At 70.4% G+C, this 16,563-nt stretch carries 19 protein-coding genes, 1 tRNA gene, 1 other RNA gene and 1 pseudogene; 7 read left to right on the top strand and 15 right to left on the bottom strand.

Annotation, left to right across the window (positions count from 1 at the left end):
- A partial coding sequence (locus NQ160_RS07185; protein ID WP_257514542.1) for a CoA transferase subunit A occupies window positions 1-762 on the bottom strand: 762 nt, incomplete at its 3' end.
- A 106-nt stretch (window positions 763-868) separates the two neighbouring features.
- Between NQ160_RS07185 and NQ160_RS07180 the strand changes: the two genes are divergently transcribed.
- Complete coding sequence (locus tag NQ160_RS07180; RefSeq protein ID WP_257514541.1) at window positions 869-1,660, top strand: IclR family transcriptional regulator; 792 nt, start codon at window positions 869-871, stop codon at window positions 1,658-1,660.
- Between the two features lie 284 nt (window positions 1,661-1,944).
- Here the strand turns inward: NQ160_RS07180 and NQ160_RS07175 are convergent, their stop codons facing one another.
- The 10 genes from NQ160_RS07175 to NQ160_RS07130 form a co-directional block, all read right to left on the bottom strand.
- Window positions 1,945-2,838 carry an alpha/beta fold hydrolase gene (locus tag NQ160_RS07175; RefSeq protein ID WP_257514540.1) on the bottom strand — a complete coding sequence of 298 codons (894 nt, stop codon included), beginning with the start codon at window positions 2,836-2,838 and terminating at the stop codon, window positions 1,945-1,947.
- Window positions 2,835-3,587 (bottom strand): 3-hydroxybutyrate dehydrogenase, encoded by a 753-nt coding sequence (locus NQ160_RS07170; protein WP_257514539.1) that lies wholly within the window; start codon window positions 3,585-3,587, stop codon window positions 2,835-2,837. The genes NQ160_RS07175 and NQ160_RS07170 overlap by 4 nt, the downstream gene beginning before the upstream one ends.
- On the bottom strand, window positions 3,580-4,254 hold the full coding sequence (locus NQ160_RS07165; protein WP_257514538.1) for a TetR/AcrR family transcriptional regulator: 675 nt from the start codon (window positions 4,252-4,254) through the stop codon (window positions 3,580-3,582). The genes NQ160_RS07170 and NQ160_RS07165 overlap by 8 nt, the downstream gene beginning before the upstream one ends.
- Entirely contained in the window at window positions 4,251-5,855 is a 1,605-nt protein-coding gene (locus tag NQ160_RS07160; protein WP_257514537.1) for a class I adenylate-forming enzyme family protein, read from the bottom strand. The genes NQ160_RS07165 and NQ160_RS07160 overlap by 4 nt, the downstream gene beginning before the upstream one ends.
- Complete coding sequence (locus NQ160_RS07155; protein ID WP_257514536.1) at window positions 5,852-6,991, bottom strand: branched-chain amino acid ABC transporter permease; 1,140 nt, start codon at window positions 6,989-6,991, stop codon at window positions 5,852-5,854. Before NQ160_RS07155 ends, NQ160_RS07160 begins: the two co-directional genes overlap by 4 nt.
- 1 nt (window position 6,992) lies before the next feature.
- Window positions 6,993-7,868: a branched-chain amino acid ABC transporter permease gene (locus NQ160_RS07150; protein ID WP_257514535.1), complete on the bottom strand. Its 876-nt coding sequence runs from the start codon at window positions 7,866-7,868 to the stop codon at window positions 6,993-6,995.
- Window positions 7,865-8,578 carry an ABC transporter ATP-binding protein gene (locus NQ160_RS07145; RefSeq protein ID WP_257514534.1) on the bottom strand — a complete coding sequence of 238 codons (714 nt, stop codon included), beginning with the start codon at window positions 8,576-8,578 and terminating at the stop codon, window positions 7,865-7,867. The genes NQ160_RS07150 and NQ160_RS07145 overlap by 4 nt, the downstream gene beginning before the upstream one ends.
- Complete coding sequence (locus tag NQ160_RS07140) at window positions 8,575-9,372, bottom strand: ABC transporter ATP-binding protein (RefSeq protein WP_257514533.1); 798 nt, start codon at window positions 9,370-9,372, stop codon at window positions 8,575-8,577. Before NQ160_RS07140 ends, NQ160_RS07145 begins: the two co-directional genes overlap by 4 nt.
- A gap of 13 nt (window positions 9,373-9,385) precedes the next feature.
- Complete coding sequence (locus tag NQ160_RS07135; RefSeq protein WP_257514532.1) at window positions 9,386-10,591, bottom strand: substrate-binding domain-containing protein; 1,206 nt, start codon at window positions 10,589-10,591, stop codon at window positions 9,386-9,388.
- A gap of 243 nt (window positions 10,592-10,834) precedes the next feature.
- Window positions 10,835-10,907: transfer RNA gene (locus tag NQ160_RS07130), tRNA-Lys, on the bottom strand.
- A gap of 94 nt (window positions 10,908-11,001) precedes the next feature.
- Between NQ160_RS07130 and NQ160_RS07125 the strand changes: the two genes are divergently transcribed.
- Both NQ160_RS07125 and NQ160_RS07120 read left to right on the top strand, forming a co-directional pair.
- Window positions 11,002-11,832, top strand: a complete 831-nt coding sequence (locus NQ160_RS07125; RefSeq protein WP_257514531.1) for an inositol monophosphatase family protein — start codon at window positions 11,002-11,004, stop codon at window positions 11,830-11,832.
- Window positions 11,833-11,868: 36 nt separating this feature from the next.
- The gene (locus tag NQ160_RS07120; RefSeq protein WP_257514530.1) at window positions 11,869-12,453 is read left to right on the top strand and encodes a hypothetical protein; all 585 of its coding nucleotides are present in this window, start codon (window positions 11,869-11,871) and stop codon (window positions 12,451-12,453) included.
- Here the strand turns inward: NQ160_RS07120 and NQ160_RS07115 are convergent.
- Window positions 12,450-12,614, bottom strand: coding sequence for a hypothetical protein (locus tag NQ160_RS07115; protein WP_257514529.1), 165 nt, complete (start codon window positions 12,612-12,614; stop codon window positions 12,450-12,452). The two genes, NQ160_RS07120 and NQ160_RS07115, sit on opposite strands and share 4 nt — an antisense overlap.
- Before the next feature lie 158 nt (window positions 12,615-12,772).
- Between NQ160_RS07115 and NQ160_RS07110 the strand changes: the two genes are divergently transcribed.
- Window positions 12,773-12,940, top strand: a complete 168-nt coding sequence (locus tag NQ160_RS07110; protein ID WP_257514528.1) for a hypothetical protein — start codon at window positions 12,773-12,775, stop codon at window positions 12,938-12,940.
- A gap of 60 nt (window positions 12,941-13,000) precedes the next feature.
- Here NQ160_RS07110 and NQ160_RS07105 read toward each other — a convergent pair whose 3' ends face one another.
- The gene (locus NQ160_RS07105; RefSeq protein WP_257514527.1) at window positions 13,001-13,840 is read right to left on the bottom strand and encodes a DUF4352 domain-containing protein; all 840 of its coding nucleotides are present in this window, start codon (window positions 13,838-13,840) and stop codon (window positions 13,001-13,003) included.
- 124 nt (window positions 13,841-13,964) lie between these two features.
- Between NQ160_RS07105 and NQ160_RS07100 the strand changes: the two genes are divergently transcribed.
- Window positions 13,965-14,240, top strand: coding sequence for a hypothetical protein (locus NQ160_RS07100; RefSeq protein ID WP_257514526.1), 276 nt, complete (start codon window positions 13,965-13,967; stop codon window positions 14,238-14,240).
- A gap of 84 nt (window positions 14,241-14,324) precedes the next feature.
- On the top strand, window positions 14,325-14,984 hold the full coding sequence (locus tag NQ160_RS07095; RefSeq protein ID WP_257514525.1) for a DUF1345 domain-containing protein: 660 nt from the start codon (window positions 14,325-14,327) through the stop codon (window positions 14,982-14,984).
- A gap of 277 nt (window positions 14,985-15,261) precedes the next feature.
- On the opposite strand, the gene ssrA is transcribed toward NQ160_RS07095, so the two are convergent.
- Window positions 15,262-15,632, bottom strand: a transfer-messenger RNA (tmRNA) gene (gene ssrA, locus NQ160_RS07090).
- A gap of 148 nt (window positions 15,633-15,780) precedes the next feature.
- Here ssrA and NQ160_RS07085 point away from each other — a divergent pair.
- Entirely contained in the window at window positions 15,781-16,446 is a 666-nt protein-coding gene (locus NQ160_RS07085) for an SIMPL domain-containing protein (RefSeq protein WP_257514524.1), read from the top strand.
- A 4-nt stretch (window positions 16,447-16,450) separates the two neighbouring features.
- Here NQ160_RS07085 and NQ160_RS07080 read toward each other — a convergent pair.
- Window positions 16,451-16,563 (bottom strand): annotated as a pseudogene (locus tag NQ160_RS07080) (SsrA-binding protein); the annotation flags it as partial.

Genomic DNA, 16,563 nt, shown 5'->3' with positions numbered 1-16,563 from the left:
AGGACGCACGGTGCGCCGCTCGATGCGCTTGGGGATGTCGCCGCCGACCTCGACGAGGCGATGCACGTAGACGCCGGGGAGGTGCACGTCGTCGGGGTCGATCTCGCCCGGCTGCACGAGCTGCTCGACCTGGGCGATGCACACCTTGCCCGCCATCGCGGCGAGCGGGTTGAAGTTGCGCGCCGCCTTGTTGAAGACGAGGTTGCCGTGCGTGTCGCCACGCAGGGCGTGGACGAGGGCGAAGTCGGTGACGATCGCCTCTTCCAGCACGTAGGGCAGCGGACGGCCCGTCGTGTCGAACGTGCGCACGTCCTTCGGCGGCGACGCCACCGCGATGCCGCCGGACCCGTCGTAGCGGCGGGGCAATCCGCCCTCGGCCACCTGGGTGCCGACGCCGGTCTGCGTGTAGAACGCCGCGATGCCCGCGCCGCCGGCCCGCAGCTTCTCGGCGAGGGTGCCCTGCGGTGTCAGCTCGAGCTCCAGCTCACCGCTGAGGAACTGCCGCTCGAACTCCTTGTTCTCGCCCACGTACGACGAGGTCATCTTGCGGATGCGTCCGGCCCCCAAGAGGACCCCGAGCCCCCAGTCATCGACCCCGCAGTTGTTGGAGACGACCGAGAGGTCGGTGGTGCCCTGCGCGAGCAGCGCCTCGATCAGGGCGATCGGGTTGCCCGAGAGGCCGAAGCCGCCGACGGCGAGCGATGCCCCATCCGGGATGTCGGCGACCGCTTCGGCCGCAGAGGGGAACGTCTTGTCGATCACGGGCACTCCTTCGTGAGCCGGGTATGGTGCCAGACTGCGTGCCGCCACCGCGCCGCGGCAACGGCGTTCTTGCGATGTGGACGGCAGTCCGTCTAGGTTCCACTATGTGGACACCCCTTCCCGCGCCGCCGTCCCTGGCGCTCAGACCGTGGCACGCGCAGCCAGCCTGCTGCGGCTCGTGACGGCGGCGGGCGCCGAGGGGGCCGCTTTGCAGCGACTCGCCCACGATGCGGGACTCTCGCGGTCGACCGCCCATCGCCTGCTGTCGGCGCTGCGCGCCGAGGGGCTCGTGGATCAGGATGAGACGTCGTCGCGCTGGATGCCTGGCCCCGAGCTCTTCCTCATGGGGTCGGTGGCCGCCGCGCGCTACGACATCACCGATGTCGCACGCGACATCGTGCGGTCACTGGCGGTCAAGACCGAGGAGAGCGCGTTCCTGTCGGTGCGGCGCGGCGATGAGACCGTATGCCTCGTCCGCGAGGACGGCGCCTTCCCCATCCGCTCGTTCGTGTTGAGCGAAGGGGTGCGGTTTCCGCTCGGCGTGGCATCCGCGGGACTGGCGATCCTCGCCTTCCTGCCGGACGACGACGTCGACGCCTACCTGGCGCGGCATCCGGAACTCGTCGACCGCTTCGGCACGCGCCATGCGCCGGCTGCGCTGCGCACACGACTGGCCGACACCCGCGACCGGGGATACGCGGTCAACCCCGGACTCATCGTCGAAGGCTCGTGGGGGCTGGGCGCGGCGGTTTTCGACCGCGCCGGGCGGCCGGAGTGGGCGCTCAGCCTGACCGGGGTCGAGTTCCGGTTCTCCCCCGAACGGCTGCCGGCGCTCGGCCGTACCCTGCTCGCCCACGCGCACCAGCTGTCGTCGCGCATCGCGGCGTCGCGGTCCTGACGCCGCGGGCTCTCCGCCGGTCGTCGCGAGCGCAGGAGATACCGCGAATACAGGATGGATGCCGCCGGAAACGACCTGCGCCCGTGGGATCTCCTGCGTTCGCTAGAGCACACGCCGCGTGTCGGTCGTCGGCAGCACCGCGAGCAATCCCCGCCGCCCTCGTGCCGCGCCGAGTACGGCAACGCCAGCGCAGGAGATCTCCCGAAGGCAGGACGGATGCCGCGCCGAACGTCCTGCACTCGTGAGATTCCCCTGTCGCGACGGCGGCCGCTCCGCGCAGGCGCTCACCGGGTCGGCGCGAGGGCCTTCCGCACGTGGCCAGCGACGGCCGCGGCGCCGTGCCCCGACAGCACGATCGTGTAGTGGTTCATGCCCTTGATGAGGTGGTGACGCACGTGCGGCATCCGCTCGAGCAGGGGCTGCAGGTGCGCCGGCGGATACAGCCCGGGCAGCTCGTCGCGCAGCCCGCGCGGCACCGTCAGCAGCACGGTGTCGTGGGAGAGGGCATCCAGGGCCGCGGGAAGGGTCGCGCCGGTGTTCATGTCCACGGTGTCGTCGACCGTGGTGCGGTAGCTCGTGGCCGGGCGCAGCAGATCGCCGTCGGGCGACAGGTCGTAGACGAAGTACTCCTCCAGCTGGTCCGACCAGGCGGCCTGGAACGCGGGGTGGTCGCGCCAGAAGGCGAGATACGCGGCATGGTCGGCGAACCGCTGGTTCAGCCGCTCGGCCGTGGGTCCCAGGATGTGGGAGACGACGGTATCGGCATCGAGCCCCTCCGGCACATCCAGCGGCAGTCCGCCGTCGACGAGCAGGAGCGAAGCGACGCGCTGCGGATGCCGGTGCGCGAAGGCCAGAGCGACGAAGGCGCCCATCGAGTGACCGACGACGAGCGTGCGCTGCACCCCCGCGGCATCCAGCACGGCCGCCATGTCGTCGGCGTGGGCCGCGAGGCCGCCCGCACCGGTGACGCCGTTGCTGCGCCCTCTCCCCCGCAGGTCGGGGGCGATCAGGCGCACGTCGGGCAGACACTCGGCCAGCCATGGCCAGGCACGGTGAGAAGAGGTCACGCCGTGGATGAGCAGCGCGGTCGGGGCGTCGGGCGCGTCCGTCTCCCACACCCCCACCCGCAGGGCACCACCTTTCACCGGCACGTCGAGGGTGCGGTACTCGCGGCTCATCGCGCCGTCCATCCGCCGTCGATCGTGTACGAGGCGCCGGTGACCATGCCGGCCTTGTCCGACACCAGCCACCCGGCGAGCGAGGCGACCTCGTCTGCTTCGACCAGACGCTTCACGGCGACCTCGGTGAGCATGACCTTCTCGACGACCTCGGAGTCAGGAATGCCGTGCACGCGCGCCTGCTCGGCGATCTGACGCTCCACCAAGGGCGTGCGCACATACGCCGGGTTGATGCAGTTGCTTGTGACCCCGTGCGGTCCGCCTTCGAGGGCGGTGACCTTCGACAGTCCCTCCAGCGCGTGCTTCGCCGTGACGTAGGCCGACTTGAAGGCGCTCGCCCGCAACCCGTGGGCGCTGGAGACGTTGATGATGCGCCCCCACCCACGGGCGTACATCGCGGGCAGCGCGGCGCGGATGAGCAGGAAGGGCGATTCCACCATGAGCCGCTGGATCAGCCGGAACACCTCGGGATCGAACTGCTCGATGGGCGCCACGCGCTGGATTCCGGCGTTGTTGACGAGGATGTCGACGTCGAGCTGGAGGTCCTCCTGCGCCGCGGTGTCGGAGAGGTCGACGACCCACGATTCTCCCCCTGCCGCCTCGGCAGCCGCGGTGGCCGCTTCTGCGTCGCGGTCCGCGACGATCACGTGGGCGCCGCGCGCGGCGAACTCGCGCACGCAGGCCAGCCCGATGCCGCTGCCGCCGCCGGTCACGAGCGCGCGACGGCCGGTCAGATCGCGGTCAGTCATCGTCTTCCCCCTGCCTGGCGGCGAGTGCGTTGCGCACGAACCGCATCATGTGATCGACCACCTCGGTCGGGATCTCGGCGGGCGGCGCGCCGTCGGCATCCCGCTCCCACAGCAGGTAGCGCATGCCGATGAGCTCGCCGGCGCCCATCAGCGCCCACGCGGTCACCTCGGGGTCCAGCGCGGCATCCACCTCGCCCTGCCCCTGGGCTGCGCGCAGGCCGGCCTCATACCCGGCAACGATGCGGGTGTAGTGCAGCCGCAGCATCTCGGGCGAGACGAACTCGGCTTCGCGCACGATGCGGTACAGGGCCGGATGCGCCGCCGTGAAGCGGAAAAACCCCTCGAAGCCGGCCCGCTCGGCGTCGATGCGCGACGAGGTCGTGGCCATCGCCTCGGCCATCGCGTGACGCACGCGGCGGTTGAGGTCGACGACCAGCTCCTCGAAGATCTGCTGCTTACTGTCGAAGTAGAGGTAGAAGGTGCCGAGGCCGATGCCCGCGTGCTCGGTGATCTTCACGATCGACGCCTCGTGGTAACCCGAGGCGGCGAAGACCGCTTCGGCGGCTTCCAGCAGCCGGCGCCGCGTGGCCTCCCCCCGCTTGGTCAACGGCCGACCGCTCGTGGACAGCGCCGCCTCCGGCGGCTCGAACGCCTCGATGGTGCTCATGCGCGGTCTCCTTCGAGGGTGGGGGTCGGCGGGAGTTCGGATATGGAGGCGGATGCCGCCATCAGAGCCGCAGCCTGCGCACGCAGGCGGGTGCGGGCGAGCTTGTCGATCGTGCTCCGCGGCAGCGCGTCGACGAACGCGACGCGAGCCGGCACCTTGTAGGCGGCCAGCTCGCTGCGCGCGTGCGCGAGCAGCTCGTCGACGCCGAGCAGGGCGCCGGGCGCCCGCACGACGAAGGCGACTCCGCGCTCCCCCCACACCGGGTCGGGCGCGCCGACCACCGCGACCTCGGCCACGGCGGGATGCCGGCTGAGCGCCCGCTCCACCTCTGCGGGGGCGACGTTCTCGCCGCCGGAGATGAAGATGTCCTTGAGCCGGTCGACGATGCGGTAGATCCCGTCGGCGTCGCGGGCGGCGATGTCGCCGGTGCGGAGCCACTCGCCGGCGCGGGCCCGGTCCGTCGCCTGCGGGTCGTCGAGGTACCCGGCGAAGACGCTCGGCCCCCGCACCCACAACTCGCCCGCGGCAGGGCCCTGCAGCACGAGGCCGGTCTCGGGGTCGGCGAGCACGACTTCCACGTGCGGGTAGGGCCGCCCGACCGCCCCCGGATGGGCGTCGGCCTCGGCCGCCGGCAGACACAGCACGTTAGGGGACGCCTCGGTGAGTCCGTACCCCTGGGTGAGCGCCACCCCGGCATCCGCCCACCGGGCCGCGGTGTCCGGCGCCATCGTCGCGCCGCCCACGAGGGACAGACGCAGGCTGCGCAGGCCCTCCGAGGTGAAGCGCGGGTCGTCGGCCAGCTGCCGGTACTGCGTCGGGACCCCCATCATGGCGGTCACACCCCGCTCTGCGATGAGCTGCAGCACGCGGCCCGGTTGGAACGAGCGCTCCAGCACGACCGTTGCCCCCACCCACCAGGCCAGGAGCGGCTGCACGTTCCAGGCGGCCACGTGGAACTGCGGCAGCATCGCCAGCACGACGTCGTCAGCGGTCAGCTGCAGCGCTCCCGACAGCGCGAGGTTGTTCCAGAAGCAGTTGGCGTGGGTGAGCACCACGCCCTTGGGTGCGGCCTCGCTGCCGGAGGTGAAGATCACCAGCAGCGGATCGTCGTCGCGCACCGGGCGCAGCGGCGCTGTGAAGGCTGTCGACGGCGGGGGCGCTGCGGATTCCACCCCGGTGGTGCCGAGCGATGCCACCGGCGGGCGTCTGGTCGAGCGGCCGAGGGCATCCTCGGCGGCGGCGGCGTACTCGTCGTCGACCAGCAGGAGCGCCGGCGCGGCGCGGTCGATCAGCTCCGCGAGCTCGCGCGGGGCGAGCCGCCAGGACAACGGCACGAACGCCAGTCCGCTGTGCGCACAGGCGAAGAACGCCACGACGTGGTCGATGGAGTTGCCCGAGATCGTCGCGATGCGCTGGCCGGGGCGGTAGCCCGCCGACGCGAGTCGGTGCGCGAGTGCCGCGGCGCGCTGCGCGAGTTCGCCGTACGTGATCGTCACGCCCCGGTCGTCGATGGCGATGCGGCCGGGCGTCGCGTCGGCGCGGGCGGTCAGCCAGCGGCCGATCGTGTGGGGCCCGTCGGCGCCCCGCTCGTCGGGTGTCACGCGCGCACCTCGGCGGGCTCGTCGATCGCCTCGCTGTCGTCCAGCCGGTGCAGGCTCGCCCGGGTCCGTTCGCCGCGGCGCCGGCGCACCGCCGCGTCGACGGTTCCGGCGATGCCGCCGGGAAGGAACATCACCACGAGGATGAAGAGCACCCCCAGCAGGAACATCGGCTCCGAAAGCGGTACGTGCAGGATGGCGGGCAGCGCGTCGATGGCATCGGAGCGGGCGAGCACCGTCAGGCGCTGGTCGAGCAGGGTGTAGAGCACACCCCCCACGATCGCACCCCAGCGGAACCCGACACCACCGAGCACCACCATCACCAGCACGGTGATCGTGAGGTCCGCCGACACCGCCGCCGGCTGAGTGCCGGACTGCAGCAGCAGGTAGGCCATTCCCGCCAGGCCCGCACAGAGCGCGGCGACGACGAAGACGAGCAGCTTCGCCCGGTAAGGAGACAGCCCCAGCACCTGTACCCGCAGCTCGTTCTCGCGCGTCGCCTCGGCGAGGTGTCCCAGGCGCGAGCGGTCGACCCAGAGCACGACGAGGTACACCAGCACCACGACGACGAGGGTCAGCCAGTAGAGGTTGCGGGTGTTGACCACCCCGACCAGCCAGTCCGGAACCTGGGCGGTGGCCAGCCCCAGGCCTTCCTCGCCGCCGGTGACCTGCTGGTTGCGGCGCACGAGCACAGACCCGGCCTGCGCGAAGGCGAGGGTGACCATCGCGAAGGGGATTCCCGAGACGCGCATCGCCACGGAGCCGGTCAGCAACGCCACCGCGAGACCGCCGACGAGCGCGACCGGTACGGCGACGGCCAGCGGCAGCTCGGCTGCTTTGAGCAGGATGCCGAGTCCGTACGCTCCGGCGCCGAACGACAGGGCATGGCCGAACGACAGCATGCCGGCGGTGCCGAGCAGCAGGTTGTACGACAACGCGAGGGCGGCGAACACCATGCACAGCGACATCAGGGCGAGGCTGCCCGGGGTGTAGGTGGGGCCGGGCAGGATGCCGGGGATGGAGATGTTCAGCAGCGGCAGCACCGCCATCAGCACGACGAGGGCGGCACCGAGTCCGGCAGGCAGCAGCCGGCCGGCGCGGCCTCGGACCAGGGTGGGGATTCCCGTGGTGGTGGTCATGTCAGGCCCGCTTTCCGAGAAGGCCCGACGGTCGCACGAGCAGCACGACCGCCAGGAGGATCACGACGATGAAGTCGCCGGTGCCCTGCAGGTAGGTGTTCGCCGCCTGCTGCAGCACCGCCACGACGACCGACGCGATGGCGGCGCCGGTCAGCGATCCGAGGCCGCCGACGACGGTGACGATGAAGGCGAAGATGAGAAGCGTCGCGCCGAGGTGGGCCGAGACGAACGTCTGGGCGTGCATCGCCAGCACGCCGCCGATTCCCGCCGCCGCACCGCCGATCGCGAACACCACGGTGAACGATCGGCGCACGTCGATGCCCAGCGCGGTCACCATCGAGCGGTTCTCGACGCCGGCGCGGATGATCAGGCCGTACCGGGTCTTGCGCAGGAACAGCACGAGGGCCAGCAGCACGAGGACGGCTGCGATGATCAGCACCCAGTACTTGTTGGGAATGCTCGCCCCCAGCACCGGGGTGGTGGCGGCCAGCCATGGCGGGCCCGAGATGTTGATGGCATCCGTGCCCCAGATCCCCTCGAACAGGGCCACGGCCGCGAACGAGAGTCCCACCGTGACGAGCACCTGCTCGATGTGTCGCTCGTAGAGCGGGCGGATGAGCACGAGCTCCGTGAGGGTGGCGAAGACCGCGCCGACTCCGGCGCCGACCAGCAGCGAGGCGAGGAACCCACCCCACGTCTCGGTGCCCAGCGCCTGCGCCACCTGCCAGCCAACGAAGGCGCTCAGGGTGAGGAAGGCGCCGTGGGCGAAGTTCAGCACGTGCATCAGGCCGTAGATGAGGCTCAAGCCGCTGGCGACGAGGAAGTACAGCGCCCCGAGGCCGACGCCCGTGACGAGGGTGAGGACGAGGGTGCTCATGCGTGGGCCTCCGCACTGACGCCGAGAAGCCGCGTGGTGAGGGCGGGATCGTCGAGGATGCCGCGGGCGCTGCCGGTGTGGACCACCCGGCCTCCGGCGATGACGACGGCGTCGCCGGCGAGGGCGCGCACCACCTCGAGGTTCTGCTCCACCAGCAGGATCGGGACCACTTTGGAGGCCTCCCGCAGGGCCTCGGTCACCTGGGCGACGATCATCGGGGCCAGGCCCTTGGTCGGCTCGTCCACGAGCAGCAGCCGGTTGTCGTTGAGCAGCGCCCGGGCGACGGAGACCATCTGCTGCTGACCACCCGAGAGGGTGCCTGCACGCTGGTCGCGGCGCTGCACGAGGTCGGGGAAGAGCGCGTCGACGAACTCGCGTCTGGGGTTGCGCTGCCGCTCGGCCAGGAGGAGGTTCTCGGCGACGGTGAGCCCCGCGAAGACCTCGCGGTCTTCCGGGACATACCCGACGCCGCGCTGCACGATGCGGTGGGTGGGGAGGGAATCGATGCGCTCCCCCGCCAGGACGACCTTGCCGCGTCGGTGGATGAGGCCGAGCACCGCCCGCAGCGTCGAGGTCTTGCCCACGCCGTTGCGCCCGAGCACGGCCGTGATGCCGGTGGACGGCACCTGGAAGGTCACCGATTCCACGACCTGCTGGCCTGCGATGGTGGCCGACAGTTCGGTCACCTCGAGGATCGGCTCGGCGCTCATGCGGCGGTCCCCGTTCCGAGGTAGGCGCTCTGCACGGTGGGGTTCGCCATGATCCGCTCCGGGGTGTCCAGGGCGATGATCGTGCCGAAGTACATCACCGCGACGAGATCGACGAGCCCCATCAGCACGTCGATGTGGTGCTCGACCATCAGGACGCTGCAGTCCTTCTCGCGGTGCATCCGGCGGATGTTCTCCACGAGCCCGGCCACGTCGCCCGAGCCGACCCCCGCCATCGGCTCGTCCAGCAGCACGAGCCGCGCATCGGTGGCCAGCAGCACCGCGATCTCAAGTTTGCGCTTGTCGCCGTGCCCCATGTCGCCGGCGGGCGTGTCGAGCCGGTGACCGAGCCCCACCTCCTCGAGCATCGCCACGGCCCGCTCGGTTGCGGCATCCGTTCGCCGGGGGAACCGCAGCAGCGAGTAGTCGCCACCCTCGGTGACCTGCGCGGCGATGCGCACGTTCTCGAGCACACTGAGGCGCGGGAACAGGTTGGAGGTCTGGAAGGTGCGCCCAAGCCCCGCCCGCGCCCGGGCCGGCACCGACAGCGAGGTGATGTCCGTGCCGTCCATCAGGATGCGACCGGCGGTCGGCTTGACGATGCCCGAGACCGCGTTGAACAGCGTGGTCTTGCCGGCGCCGTTGGGGCCGATCACCCCGACCAGGAGGCCGGGCGGGATCTCGAGGTCGACGTCGTGGAGGATGGTCGCTCCGCCGATCTGCAGGCCGAGGCCTTCGACTCGCAGCGCCGCGGGAGCACTGTCGGGGCGGGGCGCGGACGGGACAGGGGTGCTCATGCGTGACGTCCGCTCAGCCGGCTTCGGCGGGGGCGACCGCGTCGGCGGGGGCGGTGTCGACGAGTTCGGGCACGAGGGCGCCGTCGGAGGCGACGAGCTTCACCTGATACATCTCCTGCAGGAGCGCGTGGTCGGAGGCGCGCACCGTGGTGGGGCCCTTCGGCCCGTCGAACGAGTAGCCCTCGAGTGCGGCGATCATGGCGTCGACGTCCCCGGCGCCCTCGCGCACCGCCTGCACCAGCATGAGTGCGGCGGTGAAGCCGTCGGGGGTGAACAGATCCGGCGTGCCGCCGTCTGCTTCGACCAATTCGATCATCGCCTCATTGACGTCGTTGCTGGGCCCACCGGCGAAGTAGTGGTTGAGGAAGCTGATCTTCTCGGACGCCTCGCCGTAGGCGCCGAAGGTCGCCGCGTCGCCGAGCCCGGTGACGACCGGGATCGCGTCGAGCACGCCCTGCTGGCTCATCGCCTGCCACATCGCGCCGGAGGTGGCGCCGGCCCACGCGACGAACACCAGGTCGGGGCTGCCGGCGATCACCTGCTGGGCGAACGGCGTGAACTCGGTGACGTCCTCGGCGACGAGCACGCTGTCGACCTCGGCTCCCTGGGCGCCGAGGATCGCCGAGACGGCGGCTTCGTTGCCCTGACCGAACGCGTTGTTCTGCGCGAAGACGGTGACCTTCTTGCCCTCGATGTCGTCGAGGAAGGTGCCGGCGGTGGCGACGTCCTGTGCGCTCTGGCGACCGGTGCGGAAGGTGTACTCGTTGATGCCGGTCACCGCGTCGGCGGCGGCGGGACCCGAGAGGAAGAGCACCTGGTTCTGGGCGGCCTGCTCGGCCAGGGCCAGGGCCACCCCCGACGATGCGCTGCCGGCGAGGATGTTCACGCCTTCGCCGATGAGCTCCTTGGCGATGGTCACGGCGGTGTCGGGGTCGCCGGCGTCGTCGCGGTACTCGATCACCAGCGCGGTGCCGTCGACCTCGTTCGTGCCGTCGGTGGCGTAGTCCAGCCCGGCGCGGAATCCCTCGAGGTACTGCTTGCCGTAGCCGGCGAGGGGCCCGGTCTCGCTGGTGATGACGCCGACGGTGACCTCGGCGGGGCCATCGGACCCTGCCTCGGCGGTGCCGCCACCGGCATCCGCCGTCGGCGCACACGCGGTGAGGACGAGGGCGGCCGCGGCGACCACGGACCCCAGGAGCAACTTCTTCGTAACGCGCATGTGCGTGCCTTTCACCATTGAGAGGGAGCAAACCTGAGATGTGATTCAGGTATTGCAAATGTAGGGAGAGGGCGCACGGAAGTCAAGGGCGCAACACAGGGTGAAACCGACGCGTAGTGCGGCGGACTCCGGCAGCAGCGCACGGCCCGACGATTCCACCCGGCGAGCGGTCACCGTCGCGACGGGTATGCGGCAGGGAAAAGAAGAAGCCCCGCACACTGGCGAGAGTGTGCGGGGCTACCGTGCACCCCCTGGGACTCGAACCCAGAACCCACTGATTAAGAGTCAGTTGCTCTGCCGATTGAGCTAGAGGTGCAGGCGATTCGAACTTTCCGAACCGAGGAGCAACGTTACCATCCCGAGGCCGAGGTCGCCAATCGAGGGGCGCCGCGCCCGGTATCGTTGTCATCGTGCCCGCCCCTCCCCCGACCTCGCCCTGGTCGGCGCCGTTCGACGGGGACTTGTCCGAAGACCTCGCCTTCGCGCTCCGGTTGGCCGACGCCGCCGACGCCGTCTCGATGACTCGTTTCGATGCGCCCGACCTCGACGTGCGCACGAAGGCGGACGCCTCGCACGTCACCGAGGCCGACCTCGCGACCGAGCGGGCGATCCGGCAGCTCCTCGAGGCGGAGCGACCCGACGACGGCGTCTTCGGCGAGGAGTACGGATCGAGCGGGGATGCCGCGCGCCAGTGGATCATCGATCCGATCGACGGCACCGCGAACTACCTCAAGGGCATTCCCATGTGGACCACGCTCATCGCCCTTGTGATCGACGGCGTGCCACGCGTGGGCGTCGCCAGCCAGCCCGCGCTGGGCCGCCGGTGGTGGGCGGCGACGAATCTCGGCGCCTGGACCGATGTGCCCGGCGGCACCCCGCGCCGCCTGCGCGTTTCGGGTGTCGACTCGCTCGCTGAGGCGAGCGTCAGCTTTCAGAGCCTGTCGCAGTGGGACCAGGCAGGCCACCTCGACGCCGCCGTGCGCCTGACGCGTTCGGTCTGGCGCGACCGCGGATACGGCGACGCGTGGCCGTACATGCTGCTGGCCGAGGGCCGGCTCGAGTTCGTGGCCGAATTCGACGTCAAGGAGTACGACATCGCCGCCCTCGTGCCGATCGTCTCTGAAGCGGGCGGCCGGTTCACCTCGTTCGACGGCAACGACTCCCTCGCCGAGCGCTCGTCACTGGCGACCAACGGCGTGCTCCACGACGACTTCCTGCGCCTGCTGCACCCCGCACACTGACCCCCCGCCCTCCGACCACCCCCGACGGAACGATCGATGCCCTCGCTGCACCCCCACCGCCGCACCGCCGCGGCCCTTGTCCTGCTGACCGCTGTGATGGCCCTGACCGCGTGCGCCCGGCCCGAGGTCCCCACCCAGGCCGCCACTCCCGCGCCGACGGTCGGCGCGGGAGACACGACGGCCCCGTCGCCGCAACCCGAGCCGACGGAGACTCCGATGGCGACGGCGGACCCCACCTGCACGTCGATCATCTCCGAGAGCACGATCGCGAGCTTCGAGAGTGCGGGTCTGACCTCACGCGAAGAGCCGTTCCGCATCGGCGAGGACACGCTGCCCGCCGGCATCCAGTGCGTCTGGGCCGATTTCAGCGCGCCGGGCGCTCCCCCGCAGATCTTCGGGTGGGCACCGCTGGAGGGCGCTGCCGCAGAGCGCGCCCAGGACGACCTGCTCTCCGCGGGATGGCTCCGCGAGAACGGCGAGGAGGGCCTCTACATCACCGAGGACCCCGACCTCGCCCTCACCGTCGGGGCAGACGGCTACGGCATGACCTACCTGTTCGGTGAGGGCTGGGTGACCCTCTCGGACACCAAGCAGAGTCTGCTGCTCATCGAACGCCCCTAGGGCCGCTGCGATGGCGCGTCGGCGGGCAGAACGGCCGCACACATCGAGTCCTCGCGGGCGCACACGACGGGCTCGAACCCGACGACGGCGATCGGATGCTGCCAGCGATCGTCGATGACGTTGATTGCGGCCGTCGACACACCCTCTTCGGCTTCCAGCACGCCAGTCCTCTCAAGACCCCCGCGTACAGGCTATCCAGCGGCGCGTCCGCCTTTTCACGACGTGACGTGCCCCTGTGCCATCGGGGTCACCGTGTCAATCACCTGCGCGCCGAGGCGGTGCGGCGTACGGTGATCGCATCCGATGAAGGGAGACGGACATGGATGAGAACGCGACGGACCAGCAGCGTCCTGAGGACGAGGAGGTCACGCCCAAGCCTGGCGGTCTCGGCAAGGACGGCACGATTCCCGCGGACCCCGACGGCGTGGCCGCCGGGCACACGGGCGAGGCGTCGAACTTCGAACCGGAGGAAGACGAGCAGGCCTGACAGCGCCTGCGAACGACGAAGCCCCCGGCGACCGCCGGGGGCTTCGTGCGTGTCAGTCGTTTACCGAACGCTGACGTAGACGCTGTCGGCGGTGACGCCCGATCGCACCGCGATGACGCCGTTCTCCGCACCGACCTCGGGTGCGAGCAGCACGATCGCCCCGGTCACGGTGTCGCCGGGGAGCAGGTTCTGCAGCACGTCCATCTCCCCGGGGGCGGCCGCGGTGGCGATCTCGGTGGTGTCTCCGGATGCCGTGACGTACGAGATGCCGACCCAGATCGGCATCATCCCCTCGCTGGCATCCCCCGTGTACGTCATCGTGACGTCCGCGAGGATGTACTGCAGGCCCTCCGCCGGCGGAGAGTTGTACGACGCCTCTGCCATGACGGCGGCGGTCTGGTCGAACTCGACGCTGTGGACGGTCACCTCCCAGTCCTCGGTCACGATGGGCGTGTCCAGCGGCAGAGGGTCGTCGATCGTCCCCTCGCCGGCCGGCTGTGCTGCCGACGATTGCGTCGCCTCGGGCAGATCGATGACGACCTCGCTGCCCTCGGCCGCGGCGGTCGAGACCGGACCCGCGAAAGCGAAGCCGACCACCACGACGAAGACGATGAACCCGACGATGGTTCCCACCACCGACACGACCAGGGCCGAGATACCCAGGGCCTTTCCTTGCCCCGGGCGGAAGAGGGAGACGATCCCGAGCACGAAACCCACCACGAGCAGGACCCAGCCGACGATCATCACAGCCGGAATGCACGCGAGGACGAAGCCCAGCCCGGCCGAGATCAGGGAGACGAGTCCGAGCACATTGAGCGGCTTCTTGCCGGACGGCGCAGACGGCAGACCGGGCGGGAGATGCGGGTTCGGGTGCGCGGGGTATGTCTGGGGGTTGCTCATCCGCCCATCCTGCCAGTCATAGCAGATGCACAGGAATGGTTCGGCGCCGGCATCCTCCCCTCTGCCCTCGGGGTGCACTGTCAAGCCCCTCCGACGCGGCGGTCTACGACGGCAGGGTGAGGACATGACTTCTGATGACCAGGCACGCCCCGTGACAGACGGGGACGAAGAGCAGTCCGAGCTGTCCAATGCCGACGCGGTGCGCAAGGACATGACCTACAGCCCCGCCAGCGAGACCGAGACGCAGCAGAAGCAGGACGATCCGCTGCCCTCCGCGCTCGACGACGACATCGACGCCGACGCGATCAACGTGGCACCCGGAACCGGTGGTCCCGACGACGTGGGCGATGTCGAGGTCGACCCCGCCGACCTCAACCTTCCGGGCCGTTCTGAGAGCTGACGGGCCCGACGGCAGGTGCGCCCTCCCCCTGGGTGGCCGGCCGCACGCGAGCTAGTCTCCCTTGCACAGGCGAGAGGAGCGACCGTGAGTGAGCCGACAGCCGACGACGGCGGGGGCTGGAACCGCGCGAGCAGCTGGGTCGCCGCGACGTTCGTCGTGCTGGTGTTGGTGACCGCGCTCGTCTGGCTGCTGGGCGCACCGGTGATAGCGCCGGCCGTGGGGTGGACCGTCGCCGCCGGGATCTACTCGACGTGGGCCTGGCTCGCCGTCAACGGCATGGATGCCGACGCGACCGCCTCCCACGCGACGCGCGACGACCCCACGCGCCGCGCCGCCCACACCCTGTTGATCTTCGCCAGCGTGGCGAGCTTCGGGGTGATCGGCGTGCTGCTGGCCCAAAGCGGGCGGGTGCGCGGTGCGGAGGCGCTGTTCCTGGGCGCCGCCGCCCTGATGACGGTGACCGCTTCGTGGTTCCTGATCCATATCCTGTTCATGCTGCGCTATGCCGCGACGTATTACCTCAGCGGCGGGACGGGCATCGACTTCAACCAGACCGAACCGCCGCGCTACCGCGACTTCGCCTATCTCGCCTTCACCCTGGGCATGACCTACCAGGTCTCCGACACCGCGCTCACGAGCCACGTCATGCGGCGCGAGGTGCTGCACCACGCCCTGCTGTCGTTCCTGTGGGGCGTTGTCGTGCTCGCCACCACCATCAGCCTGATCACCAACCTCGCAACCTGAGGGCTGCCGCGCGCCGTCACGGTGCTGCCGGCTGCACGCGGTCTCAACTCCTCAAGAACCGATCGCGGGCCGTCGATTCGGCGGCTTGCGGCGCCCGGCTGCGGGTTCTTGAGGAGTTGCGACCGCGCAACGTCCGCTCATGAGGCGCCGAACGGCGTTTCGACTCGCTTCGCTCGCTCAACGACCGGGGGGATCGCAGCTTGCGGTCGAACGACGAAGGGCCCGGCCCCGCACACGTGGTGCGGGGCCGGGCCCTTTCGTCGTGGTGACAGCGGCGTGGTGGAGATGGGGGGAATCGAACCCCCGTCCATCGCTGGGATACTGCGTCTTCTCCGGGCGCAGTCTGTAGAGACGTTCTGCTCGGCTCCGACCTTTGTCACAGACACCTAAGTCGACGAGCCCAGTCTGGGAAAAGTCCCGCGTGACGTCCAGACGCCGTCACACAGCAAGATCCCTAAATGACGCCAGGGTCCGTGTCGGGATCACACACGGTCTGACGGACTATCGGGCTCGCTTACGCAGCGAGGGCGAAGTCAGTGCGCTTGGTTTCGGCACTTATTGGTTTTGCAGAGATCGTTAACGAGATAACCCTGCATCCTCGGCCCGCTTCTCGCAGAGACTCAGGCGATGTCGAAACCGATCATCCCCGTGAACCCCTCTTTCGAAGGAACCGCTGTCACGCTGTGGAGTTGCCAACCCGAAAGCCGAAGCTCCGGGCATCACAGACTATAACGGATGCCACCCCCACGCCATTCCCGGACGGTCTCCCAGCCGTCCGCCGCGTAGAGTCGCAGCCATGACCGACGTCACCATCACCGTCCGCGGAGAGCATGAGCGCCGCGTCGCCGCCGAGCAGGCCGTCGTCACGTTGCGCGTCGCCGTCGAGGGACCCGACCGCTCCGAGGTGGTCGCGCGGCTCGAGTCCGTCGCGGCGCCCCTCACCGACGCCCTGGCCGCCCGGCGCGGCGTCGCGGGTCTGGTGGAGTGGACGAGCGACCGTATGGCGGTGTGGTCCGAGCGCCCGTGGGGCGACGGGCACCGCCTCGCACCCGTGCACCACGCGTCTGTCGACCTGACCGCGACCTTCGACGATCCAGCCCCGCTGTCGGCCTGGGTGACGGCGGTCGCTGACCGCGACGAGGTGGAGATCACGAACGTGGAGTGGCGGCTGACGCCCGTCACGCGCGCCGCAGTCGAGCGCGATGTGGCATCCGAAGCCGTCGGCGTCGCCGTCGACCGCGCCACCGCCTACGCGGCTGCCCTCGGGCGGGGCACGCTCACGCCGCTCGAGGTTGCAGACGTCGGGCTGCTGTCCACACCCGGCGAGCCGGGGCCCGGCCCCGGCGCACGCATGATGCGCGCGTCCTTCTCCGGGGATGCCGAGACGTCGCCGCAGCTGCGCCTGCAGCCCGATGACATCGTCGTGAGCGCTGCGGTGGAAGCCCGCTTCAACGCGCGCTGAGAGCTCAGTCGCCCAGGCGGTTGCGCGAGCGCATCGCGCGCTCGGCCTCACGCTTGTCTTCGCGCTCGCGGATCGTCTGACGCTTCTCGAACTCGCGCTTGCCCTTCGCCACGGCGA

Source organism: Microbacterium sp. zg.Y909, assembly GCF_024626565.1.
Note: the sequence above shows the minus strand (reverse complement) of the source record. Positions and strands in the feature narration are given on the sequence as shown.

Excerpts from the sequence above, each read along its gene's own strand:
- NQ160_RS07100 (WP_257514526.1), top strand. The coding sequence starts at position 13,965 with ATGACTTCTGATGACCAGGCACGCCCCGTGACAGACGGGGACGAAGAG.
- NQ160_RS07110 (WP_257514528.1), top strand. The coding sequence starts at position 12,773 with ATGGATGAGAACGCGACGGACCAGCAGCGTCCTGAGGACGAGGAGGTC.
- NQ160_RS07135 (WP_257514532.1), bottom strand. The coding sequence starts at position 10,591 with ATGCGCGTTACGAAGAAGTTGCTCCTGGGGTCCGTGGTCGCCGCGGCC.
- NQ160_RS07145 (WP_257514534.1), bottom strand. The coding sequence starts at position 8,578 with ATGAGCGCCGAGCCGATCCTCGAGGTGACCGAACTGTCGGCCACCATC.
- NQ160_RS07165 (WP_257514538.1), bottom strand. The coding sequence starts at position 4,254 with ATGAGCACCATCGAGGCGTTCGAGCCGCCGGAGGCGGCGCTGTCCACG.
- NQ160_RS07170 (WP_257514539.1), bottom strand. The coding sequence starts at position 3,587 with ATGACTGACCGCGATCTGACCGGCCGTCGCGCGCTCGTGACCGGCGGC.
- NQ160_RS07140 (WP_257514533.1), bottom strand. The coding sequence starts at position 9,372 with ATGAGCACCCCTGTCCCGTCCGCGCCCCGCCCCGACAGTGCTCCCGCG.
- NQ160_RS07085 (WP_257514524.1), top strand. The coding sequence starts at position 15,781 with ATGACCGACGTCACCATCACCGTCCGCGGAGAGCATGAGCGCCGCGTC.
- NQ160_RS07155 (WP_257514536.1), bottom strand. The coding sequence starts at position 6,991 with ATGACCACCACCACGGGAATCCCCACCCTGGTCCGAGGCCGCGCCGGC.
- NQ160_RS07150 (WP_257514535.1), bottom strand. The coding sequence starts at position 7,868 with ATGAGCACCCTCGTCCTCACCCTCGTCACGGGCGTCGGCCTCGGGGCG.
- NQ160_RS07120 (WP_257514530.1), top strand. The coding sequence starts at position 11,869 with ATGCCCTCGCTGCACCCCCACCGCCGCACCGCCGCGGCCCTTGTCCTG.
- NQ160_RS07175 (WP_257514540.1), bottom strand. The coding sequence starts at position 2,838 with ATGAGCCGCGAGTACCGCACCCTCGACGTGCCGGTGAAAGGTGGTGCC.
- NQ160_RS07105 (WP_257514527.1), bottom strand. The coding sequence starts at position 13,840 with ATGAGCAACCCCCAGACATACCCCGCGCACCCGAACCCGCATCTCCCG.